Source organism: Pseudomonas leptonychotis (assembly GCF_004920405.1).
Lineage (GTDB): Bacteria > Pseudomonadota > Gammaproteobacteria > Pseudomonadales > Pseudomonadaceae > Aquipseudomonas > Aquipseudomonas leptonychotis.
In genome coordinates, this window is sequence record NZ_RFLV01000002.1 from 324,208 (window position 1) to 343,848 (window position 19,641).

Below are 19,641 nucleotides of genomic sequence, written 5' to 3' on the forward strand. Positions count from 1 at the left end.
CTCGAGGGTCGCCACCCAAAACATTCCGGGGGAGGAATGGAGAAACGCCGTATCCAACTCACGCAGGAGTGGAACCGAAGTAGTCTCCCCCAGTACAACGTTGTGAACTATTGCACCTTGGTCGTAGGTTGCGATTTGCTCGCTTGTCTACCGCTTAGCTCAACGACCCAAGGCTCCAGCCGCCGGCCAAAGGTGACCTCGGCCGCAAACAGCTTTTGCCCATTCGTATAATCACCACCTAACGACTCATCCTGTTGCGGTAAACCATCAAAGGTCGCATGCCAGCGCTGCGGTAGATGGAGGCTCTGCGCCCCAGGGGTATCGGCCGAGCCGCCAAGCTGCCAAGTCCAGCGCTGACTCTGCGGACGCGGATCCTCGCCCTTCCCCGTCCACTCGCTTGCCACGCTGCTGGCCTGCACCTCTACGATACCGCGCACAATTGCGTAGTGTTGACGGTCCGGGTAGCGCGCCCGCAACGTCTGCTGGTCCCTGCCGACATCCACCACCAACAAGCGACTGGCGCGCCGTTGCTCGTAATCCAATGCATTCGCCGCATGCACAGCCGCTTCACGCAGCTCCTTGTTGTCCGGCACGGATTTCTGTAACCGCTGGGCCTCGCCAAGCGCAGCAACCAACAACGCCACCTCACGTTGATAAGCCGGGCCATTGAGCTCCAATACCAGCAACGCATCACGGTCCAACTGGCGGCGGTAGCGCCGCACCGTTTGTTCGTTCAGCTCAGTCGGCACATCGAAGCCCAACTCCGCCATCTTCTCGGCACTGATCGACAGGTAGTAGTGGTCATCATTAACCTGGCTGGGCCAACGATAATCCAGGCGCAGCGCCAAGCTGCTGTTGTCCTTGCGCCAATAGGCGTAAGTATTGCCCAGCTCGCGCTCGGACAGTTGCAGGCGACTTTCCGCAGGCTCCTGGCGGTTCCAGGCCACACCCGCCAACACGATGGCGTTGACCACACCGATCAGCACCAGACCTGCGATCAGATATCGCGCACGAAGGCTTTTCATTGCACGCCTCCCAGCAGGCCATTGCGCCTGCGTAAACGCCGCAGTACCAACAGAATCAATACCGCACTCAGGCCCAGCATTAGGAAGAACAGGTACTTGGGCATGCTCTCCCACCACCAGTCGAATAACTTGGTGTAGAGGAAGATCACAAAGAAGCTCAGCCCGGCATTCACCACATCCGCCCACTCGCGGCGCACACCCAGCCAGATCATCAGGGCTGCGAGGATAAAGCCGCCAATATGGTAGGTATTCTCGATGTACTCAGGCGGATAGTCGAAGTAACTGCCCGCGCCCCAATGCGCTAGCACCAGTACCGGCAGAAATACCCCCATCAAGCCGAACACTCGGTAGATCACGACAAAGCCATCAAAACGGCGCTGATCGATCAGCAGCGGTAGCACGAAGATCAGCAGCGCCGGCAGGATAAAGTTCTCCGGTCGCTGGACAAAACCTAACCAGTAGATGCCATCCCAGCTGCCGATGCGCGCGGCCACAAAAGCCAATACACAAGCCAGACCAGCCGCTAACAGCAACCGCGCGCCACAGGCATAAGCCAGCAACAGCGCGTAAAGCGCCCAGGGCAGCAACGCATTGTTCGACGGGGTGATATTGAAGATCTGCCCGAGCATGACGATGTTCAGCACAAAACAGGTAAAGGCCACCAGCGCTGCCAACTTGCTGAAGTAGCCCGAGCTATCGAGGCGTTGCACCCAGAGCGTCAAACTGAACGAGGCGATGCTCGCGGTCAGCAGAATCGCCACCTGGCTCTGAGTGCCGAACAGCCCCCAGAACTGATAGAACAGGAAAAACACACTGGCCGCCAACGCCAGCGCACCGAGGAACGAAGCGATACGCATACCCAGAGACAACTGCCGAGCTTGGATGTCGTGATCGATATCGAAGGCCGCCAGATAGCGGTTGAGCAGTTGCTGCTGGTAACCGTGCAGGTTAGCCCGCTGGCTATCACTCAGGGTTAACACCTGCTCTGCCTCAAGTCGCGACAGCTCACGGTTGAAAACGCCGATGTCATCGGCACGTTGCTGGGCATCACTGCGGTTTAAGTTCAACATGGCAATCCTTGCTGCGGCCCATCAGGTCATAGGCTGACCCGCACACTCTAGCGACAAAATCTTCGCAACACATCCGGCTGCGCAACTCGAAATTACAGTGAACACCACCACCCATAACCAGCCCCACACGCATGACATCAAATAGCCAGCGCTTCTAGCAAAGCGCTCTGATGCCGACTAGAATCGCCGCCGCAGGACGCCCCCTCCCCACCTTCTGGAATTATCGTCATGGATAGACTTATGCCGCCATTCGCGCTCGGCACATGCAGCGCTAGCAGCTTGCGAAATCCCTGACGGCTCCACCCTCGTTCTTGCTTCCCCTGTCTATTAAATCAATGAGACTCGTATGAACAAAATCATCACTGCCAGCCTCGCTGGCTTGCTTGTACTGCTTAGCGGTTGCGCCACGGAACAGTCGCGCACCTTGGAAGTTGCAAAAGTAAATACCGCCAGCAGCCAGTACAGCGGTCCGCGCAGCCCGATAGCTGTAGGCAAATTTGATAACCGTTCCAGCTATATGCGTGGCATCTTCACTGACAATGTCGACCGCCTTGGCGGGCAGGCCAAAACCATTCTGATCACGCACTTACAACAATCCAATCGCTTCAATGTGCTTGACCGCGACAACCTGGCAGAGCTGCAACAGGAGTCGGGCTTCTCCAAACAAGTTCAACAGGTACGCGGGGCAAACTTTGTCGTCACTGGCGATGTAACCGAATTCGGTCGTAAAGAAGTAGGCGATCACCAGCTCTTTGGCATTCTCGGGCGCGGCAAACAACAGATTGCCTATGCCAAGGTCAATCTGAACATCGTCGATGTGCTGACTTCCGAGGTGGTCTATTCCGCACAAGGTGCGGGCGAGTACAGCCTGTCCAATCGGGAGATCGTTGGTTTCGGTGGCACAGCCAGCTATGACTCAACACTCAACGGCAAAGTACTGGATCTGGCGATTCGCGAAGCCGTGAACAATCTGGTCAGCGGTGTCGATAGCGGCGCTTGGCGCCCAGCCAAGTGAGTACGGAGAAATCGACCATGAACCTCACCCGCCCCACATTTTTTCTAGCCGCTTTGATGGCCGCAGCCACCTTAAGTGGCTGCGTGAGTCAGCCGCAGCCACTCTATTACTGGGATGGCTATCAGCAACAGGTTTACCAGCGTTTCGAAAACACCAGCAGCGCTGAAGAGCAGATTGCCGCCCTTGAAGAAAGCCTGCAAAAGGCCCGCGCCGCAGACCGTGCGCTGCCGCCGGGCTTCCACGCTCATCTTGGCATGCTGTATGCGGAGATTGGCAAAGCCGATCAGGTACAACAACAATTCGAGACCGAGAAAACTCTGTTCCCCGAGTCCGCTCAATACATGGACTTTCTTATGCGCAAATTTGCCAAGTGATCAACATGCCCTTCCCCAACCTACTTAAAGCGCTCATCGCGCTCGCGCTATCCATGTTCATAACCGGTTGTGTCACACAACAGCCCTACGATTACAGCGCGTTCAAAGAGAGCAGCCCGGCCTCTATCTTGGTTCTGCCGCCAATCAACAAGTCGCCTGATGTCAAAGCGTCCTACAGCGTTTATTCGCATATAACCCTGCCCCTGAGCGAGGCTGGCTACTATGTGCTCCCCGTTGCAGTAGTCGATGAAACCTTCAAGCAGAACGGCCTGATGAATGCCGACGAAATTCGTGAAGTTTCACCACAGAAACTTCACGAAATTTTTGCCGCCGACACCGTGCTGTATATCGATATCACCGAATACGGCAGCAGTTATATGATCATCAGCAGTGAGGTCGCGGTCGCGGCTACTGCAACGCTGGTTGATCTGCGCAGTGGCAAGGAACTTTGGAAGGGCGTCGCGCGCGCCAGCACTGCCGAACAGCAACAAAACAGCGGCGGCGGACTGGCGGGGATTTTGATCACCGCATTGGTCAATCAGGTGGTGAACACCTTGAGTGACCGCGGCCATGAAATTGCCGGCATTGCCAGCAACCGTCTGCTTTCGAGCAACCCAGTGAATGGCATTCTGCCTGGCCCAAGAGCGCGGCCAACTACGCCCCGCTAAAGCACTAACATGCCAAGTCTCTCACTGCAGTGACGGGGCTTGGCATAGTTAAACGCAGCCGCCTGGCTACGCTACTCCTTGCCAAGCCCATGCTGGCGCAGCTTATTGGCAATAGTGGTGTGCGACACGCCGAGGCGTTTGCCGAGCTGACGGCTGCTCGGGTGATCGTGGTAAAGACGTTCCAGCACCGCTTTCTCAAAGCGTCCGAGAATATCGTCCAACCCGCCCTCCACGGAAAACTCACCCAATGGCTGCGGTGCGCCGTAATCTGGCAAACGGATGTGCTCAGCCTTGACCACTCCGCCGTCGCACAGCGACACCGCCTGAAACAGCACGTTTTCCAGCTGACGCACATTACCCGGCCAGTGGTAGTGGCTGAGTTTATCCAGCACCTGCGGCGCTAACTTTGGCAACGGGCAGCCAATCTGCCGGCTGGCTTGGTCAAGGAAGTGCTCAACCAGCGGCGGCAAGCCATCCAGGCACTCACGTAGCGGCGGGATATGCAGGCTCAGCACGTTCAAGCGGTGATACAGGTCCTTACGGAACTCACCTTTGGCGCACAGTTCGGACAGGTCAACCTGGGTCGCGCACATCACCCGCACATCCAGGTAAACCTCTTCATCACTGCCGACCCGGCGAAAGCAGCCGTCCTGTAAAAAGCGCAGCAATTTAGCCTGCAGGCGCGGGCTCATTTCACCCACACCGTCGAGAAATAATGTGCCTCCGGCGGTCAGCTCCAGCAGGCCGAGCTTGCCTTCCGGTCGCGCGCCCTCGAAGGCACCTGGGCCATAGCCGAACAGCTCGGTTTCGGCCATGGATTCCGGCAACCCCGCACAGTTCAGCGCCATAAAGGGCGACTGCCCACGCGGGCTGGCCAGGTGGCAAGCGCGTGCCAACAGTTCTTTGCCGGTGCCGGTTTCGCCTTCGATTAACAACGGTGCATCCAGCGGTGCCATACGCCGCGCCTCACGCACCACAGCAGCCATGACCTTGGAACTCTGGAAGATGCTGTCGAAGCCGCGTAGCTCCTGCTTGCGCACGTTGTAGATGCGCTCACCGATGCGATCAGCGCGGTGCAAGGTCAATACCGCACCCGCCAGAGCATCGCTTTCATCGTGCTCGGTTTGCAGCGGCGCGATGTCAGCGAGAAATACATCGCCCTTCACTTTCACCCGCAGGCCATTAATCCGCGACTTGTTGGCGCGCACCAGCTCAGGCAGGTCGAAGTCCTCGGCATAACGCGACAGTGGGATGCCCGGCACCTCATCGACCCGCACACCTAACAATTGCGCCGCGCTGCGGTTGGCCGCGACGATCGAGCCGCCCATGTCGATTGACAGCACCGGAAAATCCAGCGCCCCGAGCAAGGCATTGAGTTCCAGATGACGACGCTCACTGGGCATCAGACCAACGCGCTTGACCCCAAACACGCCGGGTATTGCTTCAAATTTTGGGCGTAGCGACTGGAACTGTAAGTTGATCAGATTGGGGCAGTGCAAATAGATGGCATTGCCCTGCTCACCACCGACTTCGCCACGGGCGACGTTGATGCCGTACTCGACCAGCAGGTTGAGGATGTCGCGCAGAATGCCAACCCGGTTCTGACAATGAACTTTGATACGCATGGCAGAGCTCTGTTTAGGCTTATTACAGGCCGCACGCCGAAATTTCAGCGGTGGCGGCGGATTTGTCGTCAAGAATATGTGACAGATTAGCGCAGCCGCAAGACGATACTTCGCCACACCGCCCAACACGTAACTTAATCGTTACGAATAATCGTGCTCTTTGCTGCCACAACGCGTTATCGAGGGCTGCATAAACGCAACCACTGGCGTATTCCTAGCTCAAACACAACAACAAAGCCCCAGCAGGAGGCAGTGATGAAGAGCACGCAATACCTGGCGCGCGAACCGGACAGCAACGGCTTTATCGATTACCCAGAGGCTGAGCATCAGATCTGGAATACCCTGATCACCCGCCAGCTCAAGGTGATAGAAGGCCGCGCTTGCCAGGAATACCTGGACGGTATCGAACAGCTCTCCCTGCCCCATGAGCGCATTCCGCAGCTGGGTGAGATCAGTCAGGTACTGCAAACCACTACCGGCTGGCGCGTGGCGAGGGTGCCGGCGCTGATTCCGTTTCAGACCTTCTTCGAGCTGCTGGCCAGTAAGCAGTTTCCCGTGGCCACTTTTATCCGCACGGCTGAGGAGCTGGATTACCTCAAGGAGCCGGATATTTTCCACGAAGTGTTCGGTCACTGCCCGCTACTGACCAACCCCTGGTTTGCCGAATTTACCCACACCTATGGCAAGCTCGGCTTAGCTGCCAGCAAAGAAGAACGCGTGTACCTGGCGCGCCTGTATTGGCTGACTATCGAGTTCGGCCTGGTCGACACCCCGCAGGGCCAGCGCATCTACGGCGGCGGTATTCTTTCCTCCCCTAAAGAAACCCTCTACAGCCTCTCCACCACCCCCGAACACCAAACATTCGATCCTGTGGAAGCGATGCGCACCCCCTATCGCATCGACATCCTGCAGCCGCTGTACTTCGCCCTGCCGGAACTTAAACGCCTGTTCGAGCTGGCCCATGAAGACATCATGGGCATGGTCCAGCAAGCCATGAAACTAGGCCTGCACGCGCCGAAATTTGCGCCAAAAGCCGCTTAGCTACCTTGTAGGATGGGTATCGCTGCGTTCAACCCATCCTGCGGTTCACCTTTGACTCTTGGAGAAACCTAATGTCCCTTGCCCAAGCCCAATGCGAAGCCTGCCGCGCCGATGCCCCCAAAGTATCGGATGAGGAACTGGCCGAACTGATTCGCGAGATCCCGGACTGGAACATCGAAGTACGTGATGACCACATGGAGCTGGAACGGGTTTACACGTTCAAGAACTTCCGGCATGCCCTGGCCTTTACCAACGCAGTCGGCGCCATCGCCGAAGAAGTGGGCCACCACCCGGCGCTGCTCACCGAATGGGGCAAAGTCACCGTGACCTGGTGGAGCCATGAAATGCGTGGCCTGCACCGCAATGACTTCATCATGGCCGCGCGTACCGATGTGCTGGCGGCTGGCGCCGAGGGCCGTAAGTGAGCCATTTCGCCAATGTCGCTCGCGTTCCGGGCGACCCGATTCTCGGGTTGATGGACGCTTACCGCGCTGACCTACACCCGGCCAAGCTCGACCTCGGCGTTGGCGTGTACAAAGACGCCCAAGGCCTGACATCGATTCCGCACGCGGTAAAACTGGCCGAGCAGCGTCTGCTCGACAGTGAAACAACCAAAACCTATGTTGGCGGCCATGGTGATGCGTTGTTCGGCAGCCTGCTTAGCCAGCTGGTGTTGGGCGCGGACAATCCACTGCTGGTCGAGCGCGCCGCGGCTACGCAAACGCCTGGGGGCACCGGCGCACTGCGTTTAAGTGCCGACTTCATCGCGCAGTGCCTGCCCGGCAAAGGTATCTGGCTAAGCGATCCAACTTGGCCAATCCACGAAAGCATTTTTGCCGCTGCCGGCTTGCGCGTGGGCCACTATCCCTATGTCGGTGCAGATAATCAGCTGAATGTCGAAGCCATGCTCGCCGCGCTCAGTCATGTGCCCAAAGGCGATGTGGTGCTGCTGCATGCTTGCTGTCACAACCCTACGGGCTTCGATCTGACGCCTAGGGACTGGAAGCGCGTACTGGAAATCGTTAAGGCCCGCGACCTGTTGCCGTTGATCGACTTCGCTTACCAAGGCTTCGGCGATGGCCTGGAACAAGACGCCTGGGCCGTTCGCCTGTTTGCCAGTGAATGTACGGAACTGCTGATTACCAGCTCGTGCTCAAAGAACTTCGGGCTATACCGCGAGCGTACCGGAGCGTTGATCGTTTGCGCCCACACTGCACAGAAACTGCAGGATGTGCGCAGCCAATTGGCCTTTATCACCCGCAACCTGTGGTCTACGCCCCCCGCTCATGGCGCTGCTGTGGTGGCGACCATTCTTGCCGACAATGAACTAAAAGCACTGTGGGCAAGCGAACTGGAAGGCATGCGCAAACGTGTTGCCAGCCTGCGCTTTGGGCTGGTCGATGCCTTGCGCCCTCATGGGCTGGCCGATCGTTTCGCGCATATCGCCGAGCAGCGCGGCATGTTCTCCTACACCGGCCTAACCCCACAGCAGGTGCAACGCCTGCGCGATGAGTTCAGCGTGTATATGGTCGGTAGCGGTCGGGCCAATATGGCTGGGTTGGATGCCAATCGTCTGGATCAGCTGGCCAAAGCGATCGCCACGGTGTGCACGCCCTGAGGCATAACCCACCGCCTCGGCCCATCACGAGGCGGTGCTAGCACTATCGACCTGCAGGCTTGCTATAGTCGCAGCACGCCCATAGTGCCGAGATGCCCGTGTCCCGTTTCTCCAATATTGCCTTTCGTCTCTACCAGCGCATTGTTCATAGCCTTGCCTTTTACCCCACGCTAATTGCCGTGGGTTTTCTGTGCTTGTGCCTACTGAGCATGCGTATCGAATACCAACCCTGGATGATGACACTCAAGGACACCGTGGATGTCGGCATGGTGCGCAATGCCGATAACGCTCGCTTGATTCTCGGCACATTGGTGGGCGGCATTCTTTCGCTGATGGTGTTTAGCTTCTCCATGGTCATGGTGGTGCTCAACAACGCCAGTGCGAGCCTCTCGCCTCGGGTGATCCCTGGGTTGATCAGCGACAAAGGCCACCAGAAAACCCTAGGGTTCTATCTGGGCACCATTCTGTATGCATTACTGCTGATCACCAGTATCGAACAGAACAGCACCACTGATGTACCCAGCCTTGGCGTACTTATTTCACTGTGCTTAGGCATCGCCTGCCTGGGCCTGTTTGTGCACTTTATTCACTCGATTACCCGCTCAATACAAGTCGAGTACATCCTCAATAACCTCTATTGCACCACCTTGCACAAACTCGCTGCACGTGAGGCCAAAATGGCGTGCGTCGAAACGCTGCCCAGCTGGCCCGACGACAGCAATTGGCGAGAGGTGCGCTCCGAGCGCAGCGGGTACTTTAAAGAGCTGAACATCAGCGCGATCAACGCCATGCTCTGCGAGCACGACTTGCGCATGACGGTGATGATCCACCGGGGGTTCTTTGTGATGAGCGGTCGCCCGCTGTTCAAGCTCGATCGTGAAGTGGATGAGGACATTGCCAGCCAGTTGCTCGACTGTTTTGATTTTTTTATCGAAGAATATGCCCACACGCACTACCTGTTTGGCTGCACGCAAATCTCGGAAATTGCAGTCAAGGCCCTGAGCCCTGGAATTAATGACCCTGGTACAGCCATTACTGCGATTGACATGCTCAGCGTGCTGCTCAGCAAACGCCTGCCCTTGCCAGACCTGGATATAGCGCCACTGCCCGATCAACCACCGCGCCTATTTCATTACGAAATGAACCTCGACGAGTTACTGCTGTTGGTATTGGGGCCCATCCGCAATTACGGCTGTGCGGATGTCGGCGTATTGGTTTGCCTACTGCAAGCGTTTAAAAACTTGTTCTATCACCCACTGCGCGCGCAGCAGAAAAGCGACCTGCTTAAGCACGTCGCCAGTGTGCTGGAAACGGCAGATCAACACTTAAGCAATAGCCGCGACCGCGAAGCAATCAACCAACTGATTGAACGAATCAATCAAGTAGGCGAGCCGCCACAACGGATTGAACCCTTGGCCGTGCCGGCCAATAAGGTTTGAACTCTAAGCATTAAAAAATACTTAGCACCCTTATAAGTCGTAAAATATCTATACAAATCAATAACTTTTGAAGATATAGAGTACTGTCGTCACATTAAATACATTTGCAAATGATGGCTTTTATGCTTAGGGTAGGCCTCTATGTGGTCCTTAATTACCCCCATCAGCTCGTTGCTGGGAGGCGTTGCGTTACTCCTCCTTGGCAATGGACTGCTCAATACCTTACTGACCCTGCGTGGTGTCGCCGAAGGCTACTCCACCTCAATGCTCGGCTTGATTATGTCCGGGTATTTCGTCGGTTTTCTCCTTGGCACCTGGCTAGCGATTCCGCTGGTCCGCCGCGTTGGGCATATCCGTGCGTTTGCTTTTTGCGCCGCACTGGCCGCGATCACTGCCCTGCTGCATGTGTTGATCGTCGATCCGTGGGTCTGGTTAGGTTTGCGCGTTCTTTATGGTTTAGCGTTGGTCAGCCTTTATATGGTGATCGAGAGCTGGCTTAACGCGCAGGTACCGAACGACAAGCGCGGCCAAGTATTTGCCGTGTACATGGCGGTCAACCTCGGCGCACTGGCGGCCGCGCAGCAGTTGCTTAACCTGGCCAGCCCCAGCGACTTCGTGTTGTTCGTACTGGCGGCTATGCTGATTAGCGCGGCCTTGATGCCTATCACCTTGACGCGACAGGTGCAGCCCAGCGTACCGGACACGATGCACACCAACCTGCGCCAGATCGCCGGCATCGCCCCGCTGGCAATTGCCGCCGCCGGGTTATCAGGCCTGGCCTTGGGGGCGTTTTGGGGCATGGCACCGGTATATGCGGCGTTGAGCGGTTTCGACGCCACCGATGTCGGCTTGCTGATGAGCAGCGCGATTCTCGGCGGCGCTCTGCTGCAATGGCCGATTGGTATTTACTCGGACAAACACGACCGTCGCCTGGTGCTGTTCTGGGTAGTAGCCCTGGCAGTGGTAGTCGCGCTATTAATGAGCGTACTGCCGGCTGGCCGTCTGCTATTGGGGCTGATATTTCTCTGGGGCGGTCTGGCTTTCGCCATCTACCCCATCGCCGTGGCGCAGTTGATTGACCAATTGCACAGCGACGAAATTCTTTCAGGCTCCAGCAGCCTATTAATGGTCAACGGCATTGGCTCAGTGTGTGGCCCGCTACTGGCCGGTGTGCTGATGGAGCATATTGGGCCCCAGGCGCTGCCTCTGTATTTCGCCGTAACCCTTGGCTTGCTCGCTGCCTATACGCTGTATCGCTTACGCCATGTCAGTGATTTGGTCAGCGCACCCGCCGGGCACTTTATGCCAATGCTACGCACCAGCCATACGGTGCTAGAACTGATGCCAGACGCGCCACCCACAGATTCAACAGCAACACCCGAAGAACAGCATGATCCGGCGCAGCAGACGTCCGGATAAAAATGAAGAGGCGAACGTCGCATTGCGCAATCGCCCCAATAGCTCGTCGGCTTATGTCGGCGCGTCACTGCACCCATTTAACTGGACAGGAAGACAGCGCATGTTACTTGCCACCGATCTCGATGGAACCTTTCTCGGCGGCGATCCCAAGGATCGTTTAAATCTTTACCAAACCATCGCCGCGCACCCGGAAATTCGCCTGGCCTATGTCACCGGGCGCAGCCTGGAATCTGTATTACCGTTGCTGGCCGACCCTACGTTGCCGCAGCCAGATTTCATCATCTCTGATGTCGGCGCCAGCCTGGTGCATGGCGATACCCTGCAGCCGATCCAGCCGCTGCAAAGCGCAGTCGATGCCCTATGGCCCGGCGACAGCCAGGTTGCCAGCGCCATCGAGCGTTTTGCCCTGGAACGTCAGGACGTACCACAGGTACGTCGCTGCTCCTACTTCTGCAGCCCTGAAGAAGCAGCCAACCCAGAACTGCTGACCATCGCCGAGAGCCTAGGCTGTGACCTGCTCTACTCGGCCGAACGCTACCTGGACTTTTTGCCCAAAGGCGTCAACAAAGGCAGCAGCCTGCAAGCGTTGATCGACTGGCTGGAACTGGACCATGACCAGGTACTGACTGCCGGCGACACCTTGAATGACCTGAGCATGCTGAGCGGCCAGTTCAAGGGCGTGTGCGTGGGCGCATCCGAAGAAGGTTTGCTGCAAGCCACTCGCCAGTACTCACGGATTTTCCATGCCGAGCGCGCTGGTTGTGGCGGCATTCTTGAAGCCTTTGTGCATTTTGGTTTTCTCGGCAAACAGGGTATCGCCGCTGAAGGCAAGCAAATCGCCGAACCCGGCAAAGCCGATTTGGTGATGGTTTATCACCGCCTGCCCTATGAAGAATTTCGCGGCGCCGATGGCAAGCTGCAACGCCGCCGGCCGACGTCACCCAACGGTATCATTCCCACCCTGCTGAGCTTTTTCGGTGAGAACCGTGCCGGTTCTTGGGTGGCATGGGCCGAACATGATGAAGCCTGCGGCGAAGCGTTTGAGAGCCACACCACAGTGGACGCCGAGCGTTACCCTAAATTAACCGCTGCTCGCGTCGCGCTGACCAAAGAAGAAGTCGACATCTTCTACAAGCGTTTTTCCAAAGAGGCCTTCTGGCCGACCCTGCACACCTTCTGGGAACGTGCACAGTTCCGCGAAGATGACTGGCAGGTGTTCCTCAAGGTCAACCGCGCCTTTGCCGAACGCACGGCGCTGGAAGCCGCCGAAGGTGCCACGGTGTGGCTGCATGACTACAACCTGTGGATGGTCCCCGGTTACCTGCGTGAATTGCGTCCGGACCTGCGGATCGCCTTCTTCCACCACACCTACTTCCCGTCGGCAGATGTGTTCAACGTGCTGCCATGGCGCAAACAAATCATCGGCAGCCTTTTGCAGTGTGACTACATCGGCTTCCACATCCCCCGTCAGGTGGAAAATTTTGTCGATGCCGCACGCGGCGTGATGCCGCTGCAAACCGTTAGCCGGCAGAACTGTGCACCGCGCTTCATCACCTACGGTTGCGCCGTAGGCCTGGAGCGTATGACCACAGCTGTAGACACCGGCAGTCGGGTGGTCAAACTCGGCGCGCATCCGGTAGGCCTGGACATTAATCGCGTCAGCAGCGCCCTCGAATCACCGAAAATCAAAGAGATGATGGAGCGCCTGCGCACCGAGCTTAGCGGGGTCAAACTGATCCTCTCGGTGGAGCGCTTGGATTACACCAAAGGCATTCTGGAAAAGCTCAACGCTTACGAGCGTTTGCTGGAAGAAAATCCGGAGCTGCTCGGTAAAGTTACCTTGGTCACGGTCTGCGTACCGGCTGCCAAGGAGATGACTATCTATGACGAGTTGCAAGGGCAGATCGAACAGGCTGTAGGCCGCATCAACGGCCGTTTCGCCCGCATTGGCTGGACGCCACTGCAATTCTTCTTCCGCAGCTTGCCATTCGAAGAAGTCAGCGCCTGGTACGCCATGGCTGACGTGATGTGGATTACTCCACTGCGCGATGGCCTCAACCTGGTGGCCAAAGAGTTTGTCGCCGCGCAAGGCTTGCTTGGCGGGCGCGGCGTGCTGGTGCTATCTGAATTTGCCGGCGCAGCAGCAGAGCTTAAAGGCGCCCTGCTGACCAATCCACACGACCCGGTGGACATGGTGCAAACCTGTTATGTCGCGCTGAACATGCCCAAGGTTGAAGCGCAGGATCGCTTGCGTGAACTGTTCGATATCGTCAGCTACAACGACATTCGCCGTTGGGGGGATGAATTCCTCAGCGCGGTTGCAGACCCCGAAGCGCAGCTGGATCGAGCGCTGGGCTTGGTCGTTTGAGCTAAGCCTGCATCGCAACAGCCCGGCCCATGGCCGGGCTGTTGCGTTAAGCGTTAGCCCATCTGTGCATCAATGTTGCAATTGATCATCCAGGACACGCCAAACCGATCAGTAAACATGGCAAAGCGGGTGGCCCAGAAAGTCGGCTGCAACTCCATCTGCACCGAGCCCTGAGCGGAGAGCGCTTCGTACAGACGCTCGGCCTCTGGCACGTTCTCCACTTGCAGAGAAACCGAACAGCCTTTGATGCCCTCATACGGCATGCCCATGCCTGGGCAGGTGTCGGACGCCATTAGCAACTGATCACCCACAGTCAGGCACACATGCATGACCCGCTCATGAAACTCCTCCGGCATATTGCCCGCCTCCGGGCTGTCGCCCATGCGCATCAACTCCAAGTCGCCACCCAGGCAATCGGCGTAGAACGTGAAAGCGGCCTCACACTGACCATCGAAGGTTAAGTAGGTATGAATTTTCATCTGCACTCTCCTTGAAAGCAGCTCAACAGCCTGCTGCGCGTCGGCCCTGCTGCGTTAAAAGCAGGCTCGGATGCTCATGTACAACTCGTACACTGCGCGTCCTCGCCTACTTTTTCCTTGCATGGCTCTAGCTCGCGAGGCTGTAGAGACGCTTTGTGGTTGGTTATGAATCAAGCTGCGCGCGAATCCGCTCTTCCTGTTCACGCAACTCGGGGGTGAACTCGCTGCCGAAGTCCTCGGCTTCAAATATCTGCCGGATCTCGATTTCCGAGTCGCCGGGCATGGGGTTAGGGCAACGCTTGACCCAATCGATGCACTCTTGCAGCGAGGCCACTTGAAAGATCCAGAAGCCGGCGATCAATTCTTTAGTTTCGATAAAAGGCCCATCCGTGACGCTGCGCTGACTGCCAGAAAACCTCACGCGAGCGCCCTTAGCGCTCGGCTGCAAGCCTTCACCGGCCTGCATCACACCCGCAGCAACCAGCTCTTCGTTGTAATGCCCCATCGCCGTCAGTAGCGCCTCGCTGGGCATCACGCCGGCTTCAGAATCTTCAGTTGCTTTGATTATCACCATAAAGCGCATGCTGTTTCCCTCGCATGATTCATTGATCAGTCTGCCGTTACCGGTTTATCCGCGTGTGTATGGCAGACCGCAAACCCAAGCCTGGGTTCTATACGTTAGTCGAGCGGCGAGAGGGGCAATCGACAGGCGTGGCGAAAAAATTTAACGTGAGCCGCGTGCTGCTAGCTAGAAAACGGCAATCAACCGCCAGGGTTGAGAATGCCAAGCAGCACGGAGATTGGGTGAAACCCAACGGTACTCGGCGTTAATGAAAGCTGTCTGCTCGGCTTCGCTGTTCAACCCACGCCGCGCTAGAAATCGATCTTGCCGCGCCCGGCCTTGATCGCACCGCGCTTGGTTTTACCTTCTAGGCGGCGCTTCTTCGAGCCTAGAGTCGGCTTGGTCGGGCGCCGGGCTTTTTCAGTTTTGCCGGCGTTGCGAATCAGCTCGGCCAAACGCTCCAGGGCATCGGCGCGGTTCTGCTCTTGGGTGCGGTACTGCTGAGCCTTGATGATCACCACACCTTCGGCGGTGATGCGACTGTCACGCAACGCCAGCAAGCGTTCCTTATAGAACGGCGGCAAGCTGGACGCCTGGCTATCGAAACGCAGGTGCATCGCACTGGAGACCTTATTGACGTTCTGCCCACCCGCACCCTGGGCACGAATAGCGGTCAACTCGATTTCAGCGTCAGGGAGATGAACGCTGTTGGAAATAACCAGCATGGACAGACTTCATCGCAAGAATGGACGCGCAGGATAACGCGAACGCCCATTCACTGCCCGCCCACAGACTGCCAGCGCCCTGCCGGTTTATAGTGGCAATAACGATAACGTAACGAAGCGCGGGCAAACGGGTGGCTCCAAACACGTAGGATGGGTTGAGTGAAACGATACCCATCACACCGCCAAACGAAGCAAACTGCTCAACTCATTGAATTCAGACCAAGGAGCCGCCAATGGCCACCCTCAATTCAACAAAACTGCACATCGACATCGTCTCTGATGTGGTCTGCCCTTGGTGCGTCATTGGCTACCGGCAGCTGGCCAAGGCGCTGGACGCCAGCGGTACAGACTATGAACTGCATTGGCATCCGTTTGAGCTGAACCCCAACATGCCGCCCGAGGGTCAAAACTTGCGCGAGCACATCGCCGAAAAATATGGCGCGACGCCAGAGCAGTCACAAGAGAATCGACTGCGTATGGCCCAGGCCGGCAACGACGTAGGTTTCGAATTCAGCTTTGCCGACGACATGCGCATGCACAACACCTTCAACGTCCATCAACTTTTGCATTGGGCCGACCAACAGGGCCGTATGCACGACCTAAAGCAGGCGCTTTTCGCCGCGCACTTCACCCATCGCCGCAACCTCTCGGATAACAACGTACTGGCCGAGGTGGCCGCTGAAACAGGACTGGAGCGCACTGAGGCGCTGGCCATACTGGCAGACCAGCGCTTCGCCAACGAGGTACGCGCTGCCGAAAGCGCCTGGGTCAGCAAAGGGATTAGCAGTGTCCCAGCAGTGATCTTTAACCACCGCCACTTGGTCAGCGGAGCACAAGGAGTCGAGAACTTCACACGCATTCTCGAGCAGTTGGCAGCAGCGGAAGACTGAATAGTCACGCACTTACATAATGCTGATGTACCGCAGCCCCTTGATGATCTGCGAACCGTCTGTGGTGAGATAGCTATCGCGCGACGCCAGCATGTGTTTTTGTTTATTTTTCATCTGATCCGCTTTTTATTGGAAAACCTGAGCCTGTTATCCAAACAGCTGCGCTCGCATCATTCGTCTCGCCTGATAAAGCCCGACGAGGCCCGTAATGAGCGAACGTATTCCCGCGCAGATCATCGAAACCATCGACCCGCGCCAGCCTATCCGCCTGACGCCTTCCCAGGCTGGCGGTCCGATCCACACCCGTAGTTTCAGCGGTTATTTCCGCAATCTGCGCCTGTATGGTGCGGGTCTGTTGTTTCTGATCTTCTTCGGCACCGCCTGGCTCGACTGGGGCGGCCGCCAAGCCGTGCTGTGGAACCTGGCCGAGCACCGTTACTACATCTTTGGTGCGACTTTCTGGCCGCAGGATTTCATTTTGCTGTCGGCGTTGCTGATCATTGCCGCCTTCGGCCTATTCGCCATCACCGTGGTGGCTGGCCGCGTGTGGTGCGGCTACACCTGCCCGCAGAGCGTGTGGACCTGGGTGTTTATGTGGGCGGAGAAAGTCACCGAGGGCGAGCGTAATCAACGCATCAAGCTGGATGCCGCACCCTGGTCGCTGAACAAGCTGCTGCGACGCAGTGCCAAGCACACGATTTGGCTAGGCGTCAGCCTGCTCACCGCGCTGACCTTTATTGGCTACTTCACGCCGATCCGCGAACTCACCAATGACCTCCTACACCTGCAACTGGACGGCAGTACGCTGGTGTGGGTGCTGTTCTTTATGGCCGCCACCTACCTCAACGCCGGCTGGCTGCGCGAAAAGGTCTGCGTGCATATGTGCCCGTATTCGCGCTTCCAGAGTGCGATGTTCGACGATGACACCTTGCTGGTGGCCTACGACGTCAAGCGCGGCGAAGGCCGTGGCCCTCGCAAGAAGGACAGCGACCACAAGGCCGAGGGCCTGGGTGACTGCATCGACTGTTATATGTGCGTGCAGGTGTGCCCGACCGGTATCGATATTCGTGATGGTCTGCAGATTGACTGCATCAGTTGCGGTGCCTGTATCGATGCCTGCGATTCGATCATGGACAAAATGGACTACGCCAAAGGTTTGGTCGGCTATCACTCCGAGCGCGAGCTGCAAGGCGGCAAGACCCACTGGCTGCGCCCACGACTGGTTGGCTATGGCATTGCCCTGGTGTTGATGCTTGCCACCTTTGTCTGGGCCTTAAGCGCGCGCTCGATGCTGTCCATCGACTCAGCCAAAGACCGCAGCATGTTCCGCGAGAACCAGCTGGGGCAGATCGAGAACACCTACCTGCTTAAGGTAATCAACAAGACCCAACAGCCGCAGCGCTATGGCTTGGCACTGCTTGACAGCCCCGGCCTGCGCCTAGATGCACCGCAGCAACTGCAGCTGAGCCCTGGGGAGATTCTCGACGTGCCGGTGACCGTGGTACTGGAAAGCGAACAGGCCGAGTCCAGCACCCTGCCCGTGCGCTTCGCGATCCATAACCTGACCGATGCCAACGAACAGGCACAGACGCAGAGTATCTTTCTCTCACCACGCGGGCGCTGACAGTCGCATGGCACGGCAACTCCCCGTAGAGTGCGGTCATCTGCAGGCCGCTCCTATGGACACGATGAAACGCTACGAGAAATTCGCCGACCAGATTGCCGAACTGATCCGCAGCGGCATGCTCGCTCCGGGTGAAAAAGTACCCTCGGTGCGCCATGCCAGCCGCACTTATGGGGTCAGCCCGTCCACGGTTTTCCAAGGCTATTACCTGCTGGAAGACCGCGGCCTGATCCAGGCCCGCGCGCGCTCCGGCTATTTCGTGCGCGAGCTGGCGCGACATTCCTTGGCCGAGCCGGAGACCAGCCAGCAGCCGACGCAGACCACCGAGGTGGATGTCAGCGAGCTGGTGTTCTCGGTGCTTGCCTCACTCAAAGACCCCGGCACCGTGCCGTTCGGCTCGGCCTTCCCCAGCCCGCAGCTGTTTCCCCTGCCGCGTCTGGCGCGCTCCATGGCACAGAGCGTGCGCGATATGCAGCCGCAAGCGGTGATCGCTGACATGACCGAGGGCAACCCCAATCTGCGCCGACAGATAGCTCTGCGTTATATGGTCAGCGGTGTGATGCTGGCGCTGGAAGAACTGGTGATCACCAGCGGCGCCATGGAAGCGCTCAATCTTTGTCTACAGACGGTGACTCAACCCGGTGATCTGGTGGCCATCGAAGCGCCGGCGTTCTACGCCACGTTGCAGGTGCTGGAGCGATTAAAGCTCAAAGCAGTGGAAATCCCGGTAAACCCGCGTCAAGGGATCGACTTGGATGTGCTCAGCGAGCGCTTGGCCGGCCTGCCGATCAAGGCTTGCTGGTTTATGAGCAGCCTGCAAAACCCGCTAGGCGCGAGTATGAGCGACGACAAAAAGCGTGCGCTGTATGAGCTACTGCAACGCCATCAAGTGCCGTTGATTGAAGATGACGTGTATGCCGAACTGTATTTCGGCAGTCAGCCACCCAAACCAGTAAAAAGCTTCGACCGCGACGGCCTGGTGATGCACTGCGGCTCGTTTTCCAAGTGTCTAGCACCGGGTTATCGGGTCGGCTGGGTGGCTGGTGGCCGCTATGCCGAGCAGATCAGCCGACTCAAACTGATGACCACCATCTCGCCCTCCGTACCGGCTCAGGCCGCTTTGGCCGACTACCTGCAACACGGCGGCTATGACCGCCACCTGCGCAAACTTCGCCATGCTTTGGAAGCGCAGCAAGCTTCGATGCTGGCCTCAGCCGCGCGGCACTTCCCGGCCAGCACCAAGGTCACCCGCCCCAGCGGTGGCTACTTTCTCTGGTTCGAATTCCCCGAGCAGGTCGATGCGCTGCGCCTGTTCCAACTGGCGCTAGCCCAGGGCATCAGCCTGGCCCCAGGACCAATTTTCTCGGCTACCCGGCGCTTCGGCAATTGCGCCCGGCTGAACTACGGCCACCCTTGGGATGCGCAGAGTGAACAGGCAATGGCGGTGCTGGGTCGGATTCTCTCCTCCTTCTGATCAGCCGCCGTTGCATGGCCAGACCAGTAAGCGCTCCGCACCCACTCACCTATTCCATTCCGCACGCCGAGCTGTACAACTTAAGCACAAGCATGCCGAGCGCAGTGATTTGCATACCCACCACCTTTAAGTGGCAGCGCGAAAGCTCAAAAAAACCTTTATTTACGGGCGCTACAGCCGTTTAGCGGACTGTCTGAAAGGTCGCGACCGTTCATCGCAGATGAT

Annotated in this window: 18 protein-coding genes; 12 read left to right on the forward strand and 6 right to left on the reverse strand. The window is 57.6% G+C overall.

Annotated elements, in window-relative coordinates; genetic code table 11:
* Positions 1 to 107: 107 nt before the first annotated feature.
* The gene (locus D8779_RS12120) at positions 108 to 1,025 is read right to left on the reverse strand and encodes a DUF4824 family protein (RefSeq protein ID WP_136664736.1); all 918 of its coding nucleotides are present in this window, start codon (positions 1,023 to 1,025) and stop codon (positions 108 to 110) included.
* The gene (locus tag D8779_RS12125; RefSeq protein WP_136664737.1) at positions 1,022 to 2,095 is read right to left on the reverse strand and encodes a DUF2157 domain-containing protein; all 1,074 of its coding nucleotides are present in this window, start codon (positions 2,093 to 2,095) and stop codon (positions 1,022 to 1,024) included. The genes D8779_RS12120 and D8779_RS12125 overlap by 4 nt, the downstream gene beginning before the upstream one ends.
* A 346-nt stretch (positions 2,096 to 2,441) precedes the next feature.
* Between D8779_RS12125 and D8779_RS12130 the strand changes: the two genes are divergently transcribed.
* Genes D8779_RS12130 through D8779_RS12140 form a run of 3 tightly spaced genes read left to right on the forward strand, consistent with a single transcriptional unit; the run spans position 2,442 to position 4,152 of the window.
* Positions 2,442 to 3,110 carry a CsgG/HfaB family protein gene (locus D8779_RS12130; RefSeq protein ID WP_136664738.1) on the forward strand — a complete coding sequence of 223 codons (669 nt, stop codon included), beginning with the start codon at positions 2,442 to 2,444 and terminating at the stop codon, positions 3,108 to 3,110.
* Positions 3,111 to 3,127: 17 nt separating this feature from the next.
* Positions 3,128 to 3,484, forward strand: a complete 357-nt coding sequence (locus D8779_RS12135; RefSeq protein ID WP_136664739.1) for a DUF4810 domain-containing protein — start codon at positions 3,128 to 3,130, stop codon at positions 3,482 to 3,484.
* A gap of 5 nt (positions 3,485 to 3,489) precedes the next feature.
* Complete coding sequence (locus tag D8779_RS12140; protein WP_136664740.1) at positions 3,490 to 4,152, forward strand: DUF799 domain-containing protein; 663 nt, start codon at positions 3,490 to 3,492, stop codon at positions 4,150 to 4,152.
* A 71-nt stretch (positions 4,153 to 4,223) separates the two neighbouring features.
* Here the strand turns inward: D8779_RS12140 and D8779_RS12145 are convergent, their stop codons facing one another.
* On the reverse strand, positions 4,224 to 5,777 hold the full coding sequence (locus tag D8779_RS12145) for a sigma-54-dependent transcriptional regulator (RefSeq protein WP_136664741.1): 1,554 nt from the start codon (positions 5,775 to 5,777) through the stop codon (positions 4,224 to 4,226).
* 255 nt (positions 5,778 to 6,032) lie between these two features.
* On the opposite strand from D8779_RS12145, the gene phhA reads away from it, so the two are divergent.
* The 6 genes from phhA (at position 6,033) to ggpS (ending at position 13,662) form a co-directional block, all read left to right on the forward strand.
* A complete protein-coding gene (gene phhA, locus D8779_RS12150) occupies positions 6,033 to 6,818 on the forward strand; it encodes a phenylalanine 4-monooxygenase (protein ID WP_136664742.1) in 786 nt (261 codons plus the stop codon).
* 71 nt (positions 6,819 to 6,889) lie between these two features.
* On the forward strand, positions 6,890 to 7,243 hold the full coding sequence (locus D8779_RS12155) for a 4a-hydroxytetrahydrobiopterin dehydratase (RefSeq protein ID WP_136664743.1): 354 nt from the start codon (positions 6,890 to 6,892) through the stop codon (positions 7,241 to 7,243).
* Positions 7,240 to 8,436 (forward strand): amino acid aminotransferase, encoded by a 1,197-nt coding sequence (locus tag D8779_RS12160; protein WP_136664744.1) that lies wholly within the window; start codon positions 7,240 to 7,242, stop codon positions 8,434 to 8,436. Before D8779_RS12155 ends, D8779_RS12160 begins: the two co-directional genes overlap by 4 nt.
* Before the next feature lie 98 nt (positions 8,437 to 8,534).
* A complete protein-coding gene (locus tag D8779_RS12165) occupies positions 8,535 to 9,875 on the forward strand; it encodes a DUF2254 domain-containing protein (RefSeq protein WP_136664745.1) in 1,341 nt (446 codons plus the stop codon).
* A gap of 141 nt (positions 9,876 to 10,016) precedes the next feature.
* Complete coding sequence (locus D8779_RS12170; protein WP_136664746.1) at positions 10,017 to 11,294, forward strand: MFS transporter; 1,278 nt, start codon at positions 10,017 to 10,019, stop codon at positions 11,292 to 11,294.
* Between the two features lie 100 nt (positions 11,295 to 11,394).
* Entirely contained in the window at positions 11,395 to 13,662 is a 2,268-nt protein-coding gene (gene ggpS / locus D8779_RS12175) for a glucosylglycerol-phosphate synthase (protein ID WP_136664747.1), read from the forward strand.
* 53 nt (positions 13,663 to 13,715) lie between these two features.
* Here ggpS and D8779_RS12180 read toward each other — a convergent pair whose 3' ends face one another.
* The 3 genes from D8779_RS12180 to arfB all read right to left on the reverse strand — a co-directional run bounded on the left by D8779_RS12180 (position 13,716) and on the right by arfB (position 15,428).
* Positions 13,716 to 14,141 carry a VOC family protein gene (locus D8779_RS12180; protein WP_136664748.1) on the reverse strand — a complete coding sequence of 142 codons (426 nt, stop codon included), beginning with the start codon at positions 14,139 to 14,141 and terminating at the stop codon, positions 13,716 to 13,718.
* A gap of 163 nt (positions 14,142 to 14,304) precedes the next feature.
* Positions 14,305 to 14,724, reverse strand: a complete 420-nt coding sequence (locus tag D8779_RS12185) for a YciI family protein (protein WP_136664749.1) — start codon at positions 14,722 to 14,724, stop codon at positions 14,305 to 14,307.
* A 290-nt stretch (positions 14,725 to 15,014) separates the two neighbouring features.
* Positions 15,015 to 15,428 carry an alternative ribosome rescue aminoacyl-tRNA hydrolase ArfB gene (gene arfB, locus D8779_RS12190; RefSeq protein WP_136664750.1) on the reverse strand — a complete coding sequence of 138 codons (414 nt, stop codon included), beginning with the start codon at positions 15,426 to 15,428 and terminating at the stop codon, positions 15,015 to 15,017.
* A 233-nt stretch (positions 15,429 to 15,661) separates the two neighbouring features.
* On the opposite strand from arfB, the gene D8779_RS12195 reads away from it, so the two are divergent.
* The 3 genes from D8779_RS12195 (at position 15,662) to mapR (ending at position 19,416) form a co-directional block, all read left to right on the forward strand.
* A complete protein-coding gene (locus tag D8779_RS12195; protein WP_136664751.1) occupies positions 15,662 to 16,318 on the forward strand; it encodes a DsbA family oxidoreductase in 657 nt (218 codons plus the stop codon).
* Positions 16,319 to 16,526: 208 nt separating this feature from the next.
* Positions 16,527 to 17,942 carry a cytochrome c oxidase accessory protein CcoG gene (gene ccoG, locus D8779_RS12200; protein ID WP_136664752.1) on the forward strand — a complete coding sequence of 472 codons (1,416 nt, stop codon included), beginning with the start codon at positions 16,527 to 16,529 and terminating at the stop codon, positions 17,940 to 17,942.
* Between the two features lie 64 nt (positions 17,943 to 18,006).
* Positions 18,007 to 19,416 carry a GntR family transcriptional regulator MpaR gene (gene mapR / locus D8779_RS12205; protein WP_136665155.1) on the forward strand — a complete coding sequence of 470 codons (1,410 nt, stop codon included), beginning with the start codon at positions 18,007 to 18,009 and terminating at the stop codon, positions 19,414 to 19,416.
* Positions 19,417 to 19,641: the final 225 nt, after the last annotated feature.

What these genes read in the sequence shown, in the direction of transcription:
- D8779_RS12120 (WP_136664736.1), bottom strand. Translation starts at nt 1,025, where the DNA reads ATGAAAAGCCTTCGTGCGCGATATCTGATCGCAGGTCTGGTGCTGATC.
- D8779_RS12125 (WP_136664737.1), bottom strand. Translation starts at nt 2,095, where the DNA reads ATGTTGAACTTAAACCGCAGTGATGCCCAGCAACGTGCCGATGACATC.
- D8779_RS12130 (WP_136664738.1), top strand. Translation starts at nt 2,442, where the DNA reads ATGAACAAAATCATCACTGCCAGCCTCGCTGGCTTGCTTGTACTGCTT.
- D8779_RS12135 (WP_136664739.1), top strand. Translation starts at nt 3,128, where the DNA reads ATGAACCTCACCCGCCCCACATTTTTTCTAGCCGCTTTGATGGCCGCA.
- D8779_RS12140 (WP_136664740.1), top strand. Translation starts at nt 3,490, where the DNA reads ATGCCCTTCCCCAACCTACTTAAAGCGCTCATCGCGCTCGCGCTATCC.
- D8779_RS12145 (WP_136664741.1), bottom strand. Translation starts at nt 5,777, where the DNA reads ATGCGTATCAAAGTTCATTGTCAGAACCGGGTTGGCATTCTGCGCGAC.
- phhA (WP_136664742.1), top strand. Translation starts at nt 6,033, where the DNA reads ATGAAGAGCACGCAATACCTGGCGCGCGAACCGGACAGCAACGGCTTT.
- D8779_RS12155 (WP_136664743.1), top strand. Translation starts at nt 6,890, where the DNA reads ATGTCCCTTGCCCAAGCCCAATGCGAAGCCTGCCGCGCCGATGCCCCC.
- D8779_RS12170 (WP_136664746.1), top strand. Translation starts at nt 10,017, where the DNA reads ATGTGGTCCTTAATTACCCCCATCAGCTCGTTGCTGGGAGGCGTTGCG.
- ggpS (WP_136664747.1), top strand. Translation starts at nt 11,395, where the DNA reads ATGTTACTTGCCACCGATCTCGATGGAACCTTTCTCGGCGGCGATCCC.
- D8779_RS12180 (WP_136664748.1), bottom strand. Translation starts at nt 14,141, where the DNA reads ATGAAAATTCATACCTACTTAACCTTCGATGGTCAGTGTGAGGCCGCT.
- D8779_RS12185 (WP_136664749.1), bottom strand. Translation starts at nt 14,724, where the DNA reads ATGCGCTTTATGGTGATAATCAAAGCAACTGAAGATTCTGAAGCCGGC.
- arfB (WP_136664750.1), bottom strand. Translation starts at nt 15,428, where the DNA reads ATGCTGGTTATTTCCAACAGCGTTCATCTCCCTGACGCTGAAATCGAG.
- D8779_RS12195 (WP_136664751.1), top strand. Translation starts at nt 15,662, where the DNA reads ATGGCCACCCTCAATTCAACAAAACTGCACATCGACATCGTCTCTGAT.
- ccoG (WP_136664752.1), top strand. Translation starts at nt 16,527, where the DNA reads ATGAGCGAACGTATTCCCGCGCAGATCATCGAAACCATCGACCCGCGC.
- mapR (WP_136665155.1), top strand. Translation starts at nt 18,007, where the DNA reads ATGAAACGCTACGAGAAATTCGCCGACCAGATTGCCGAACTGATCCGC.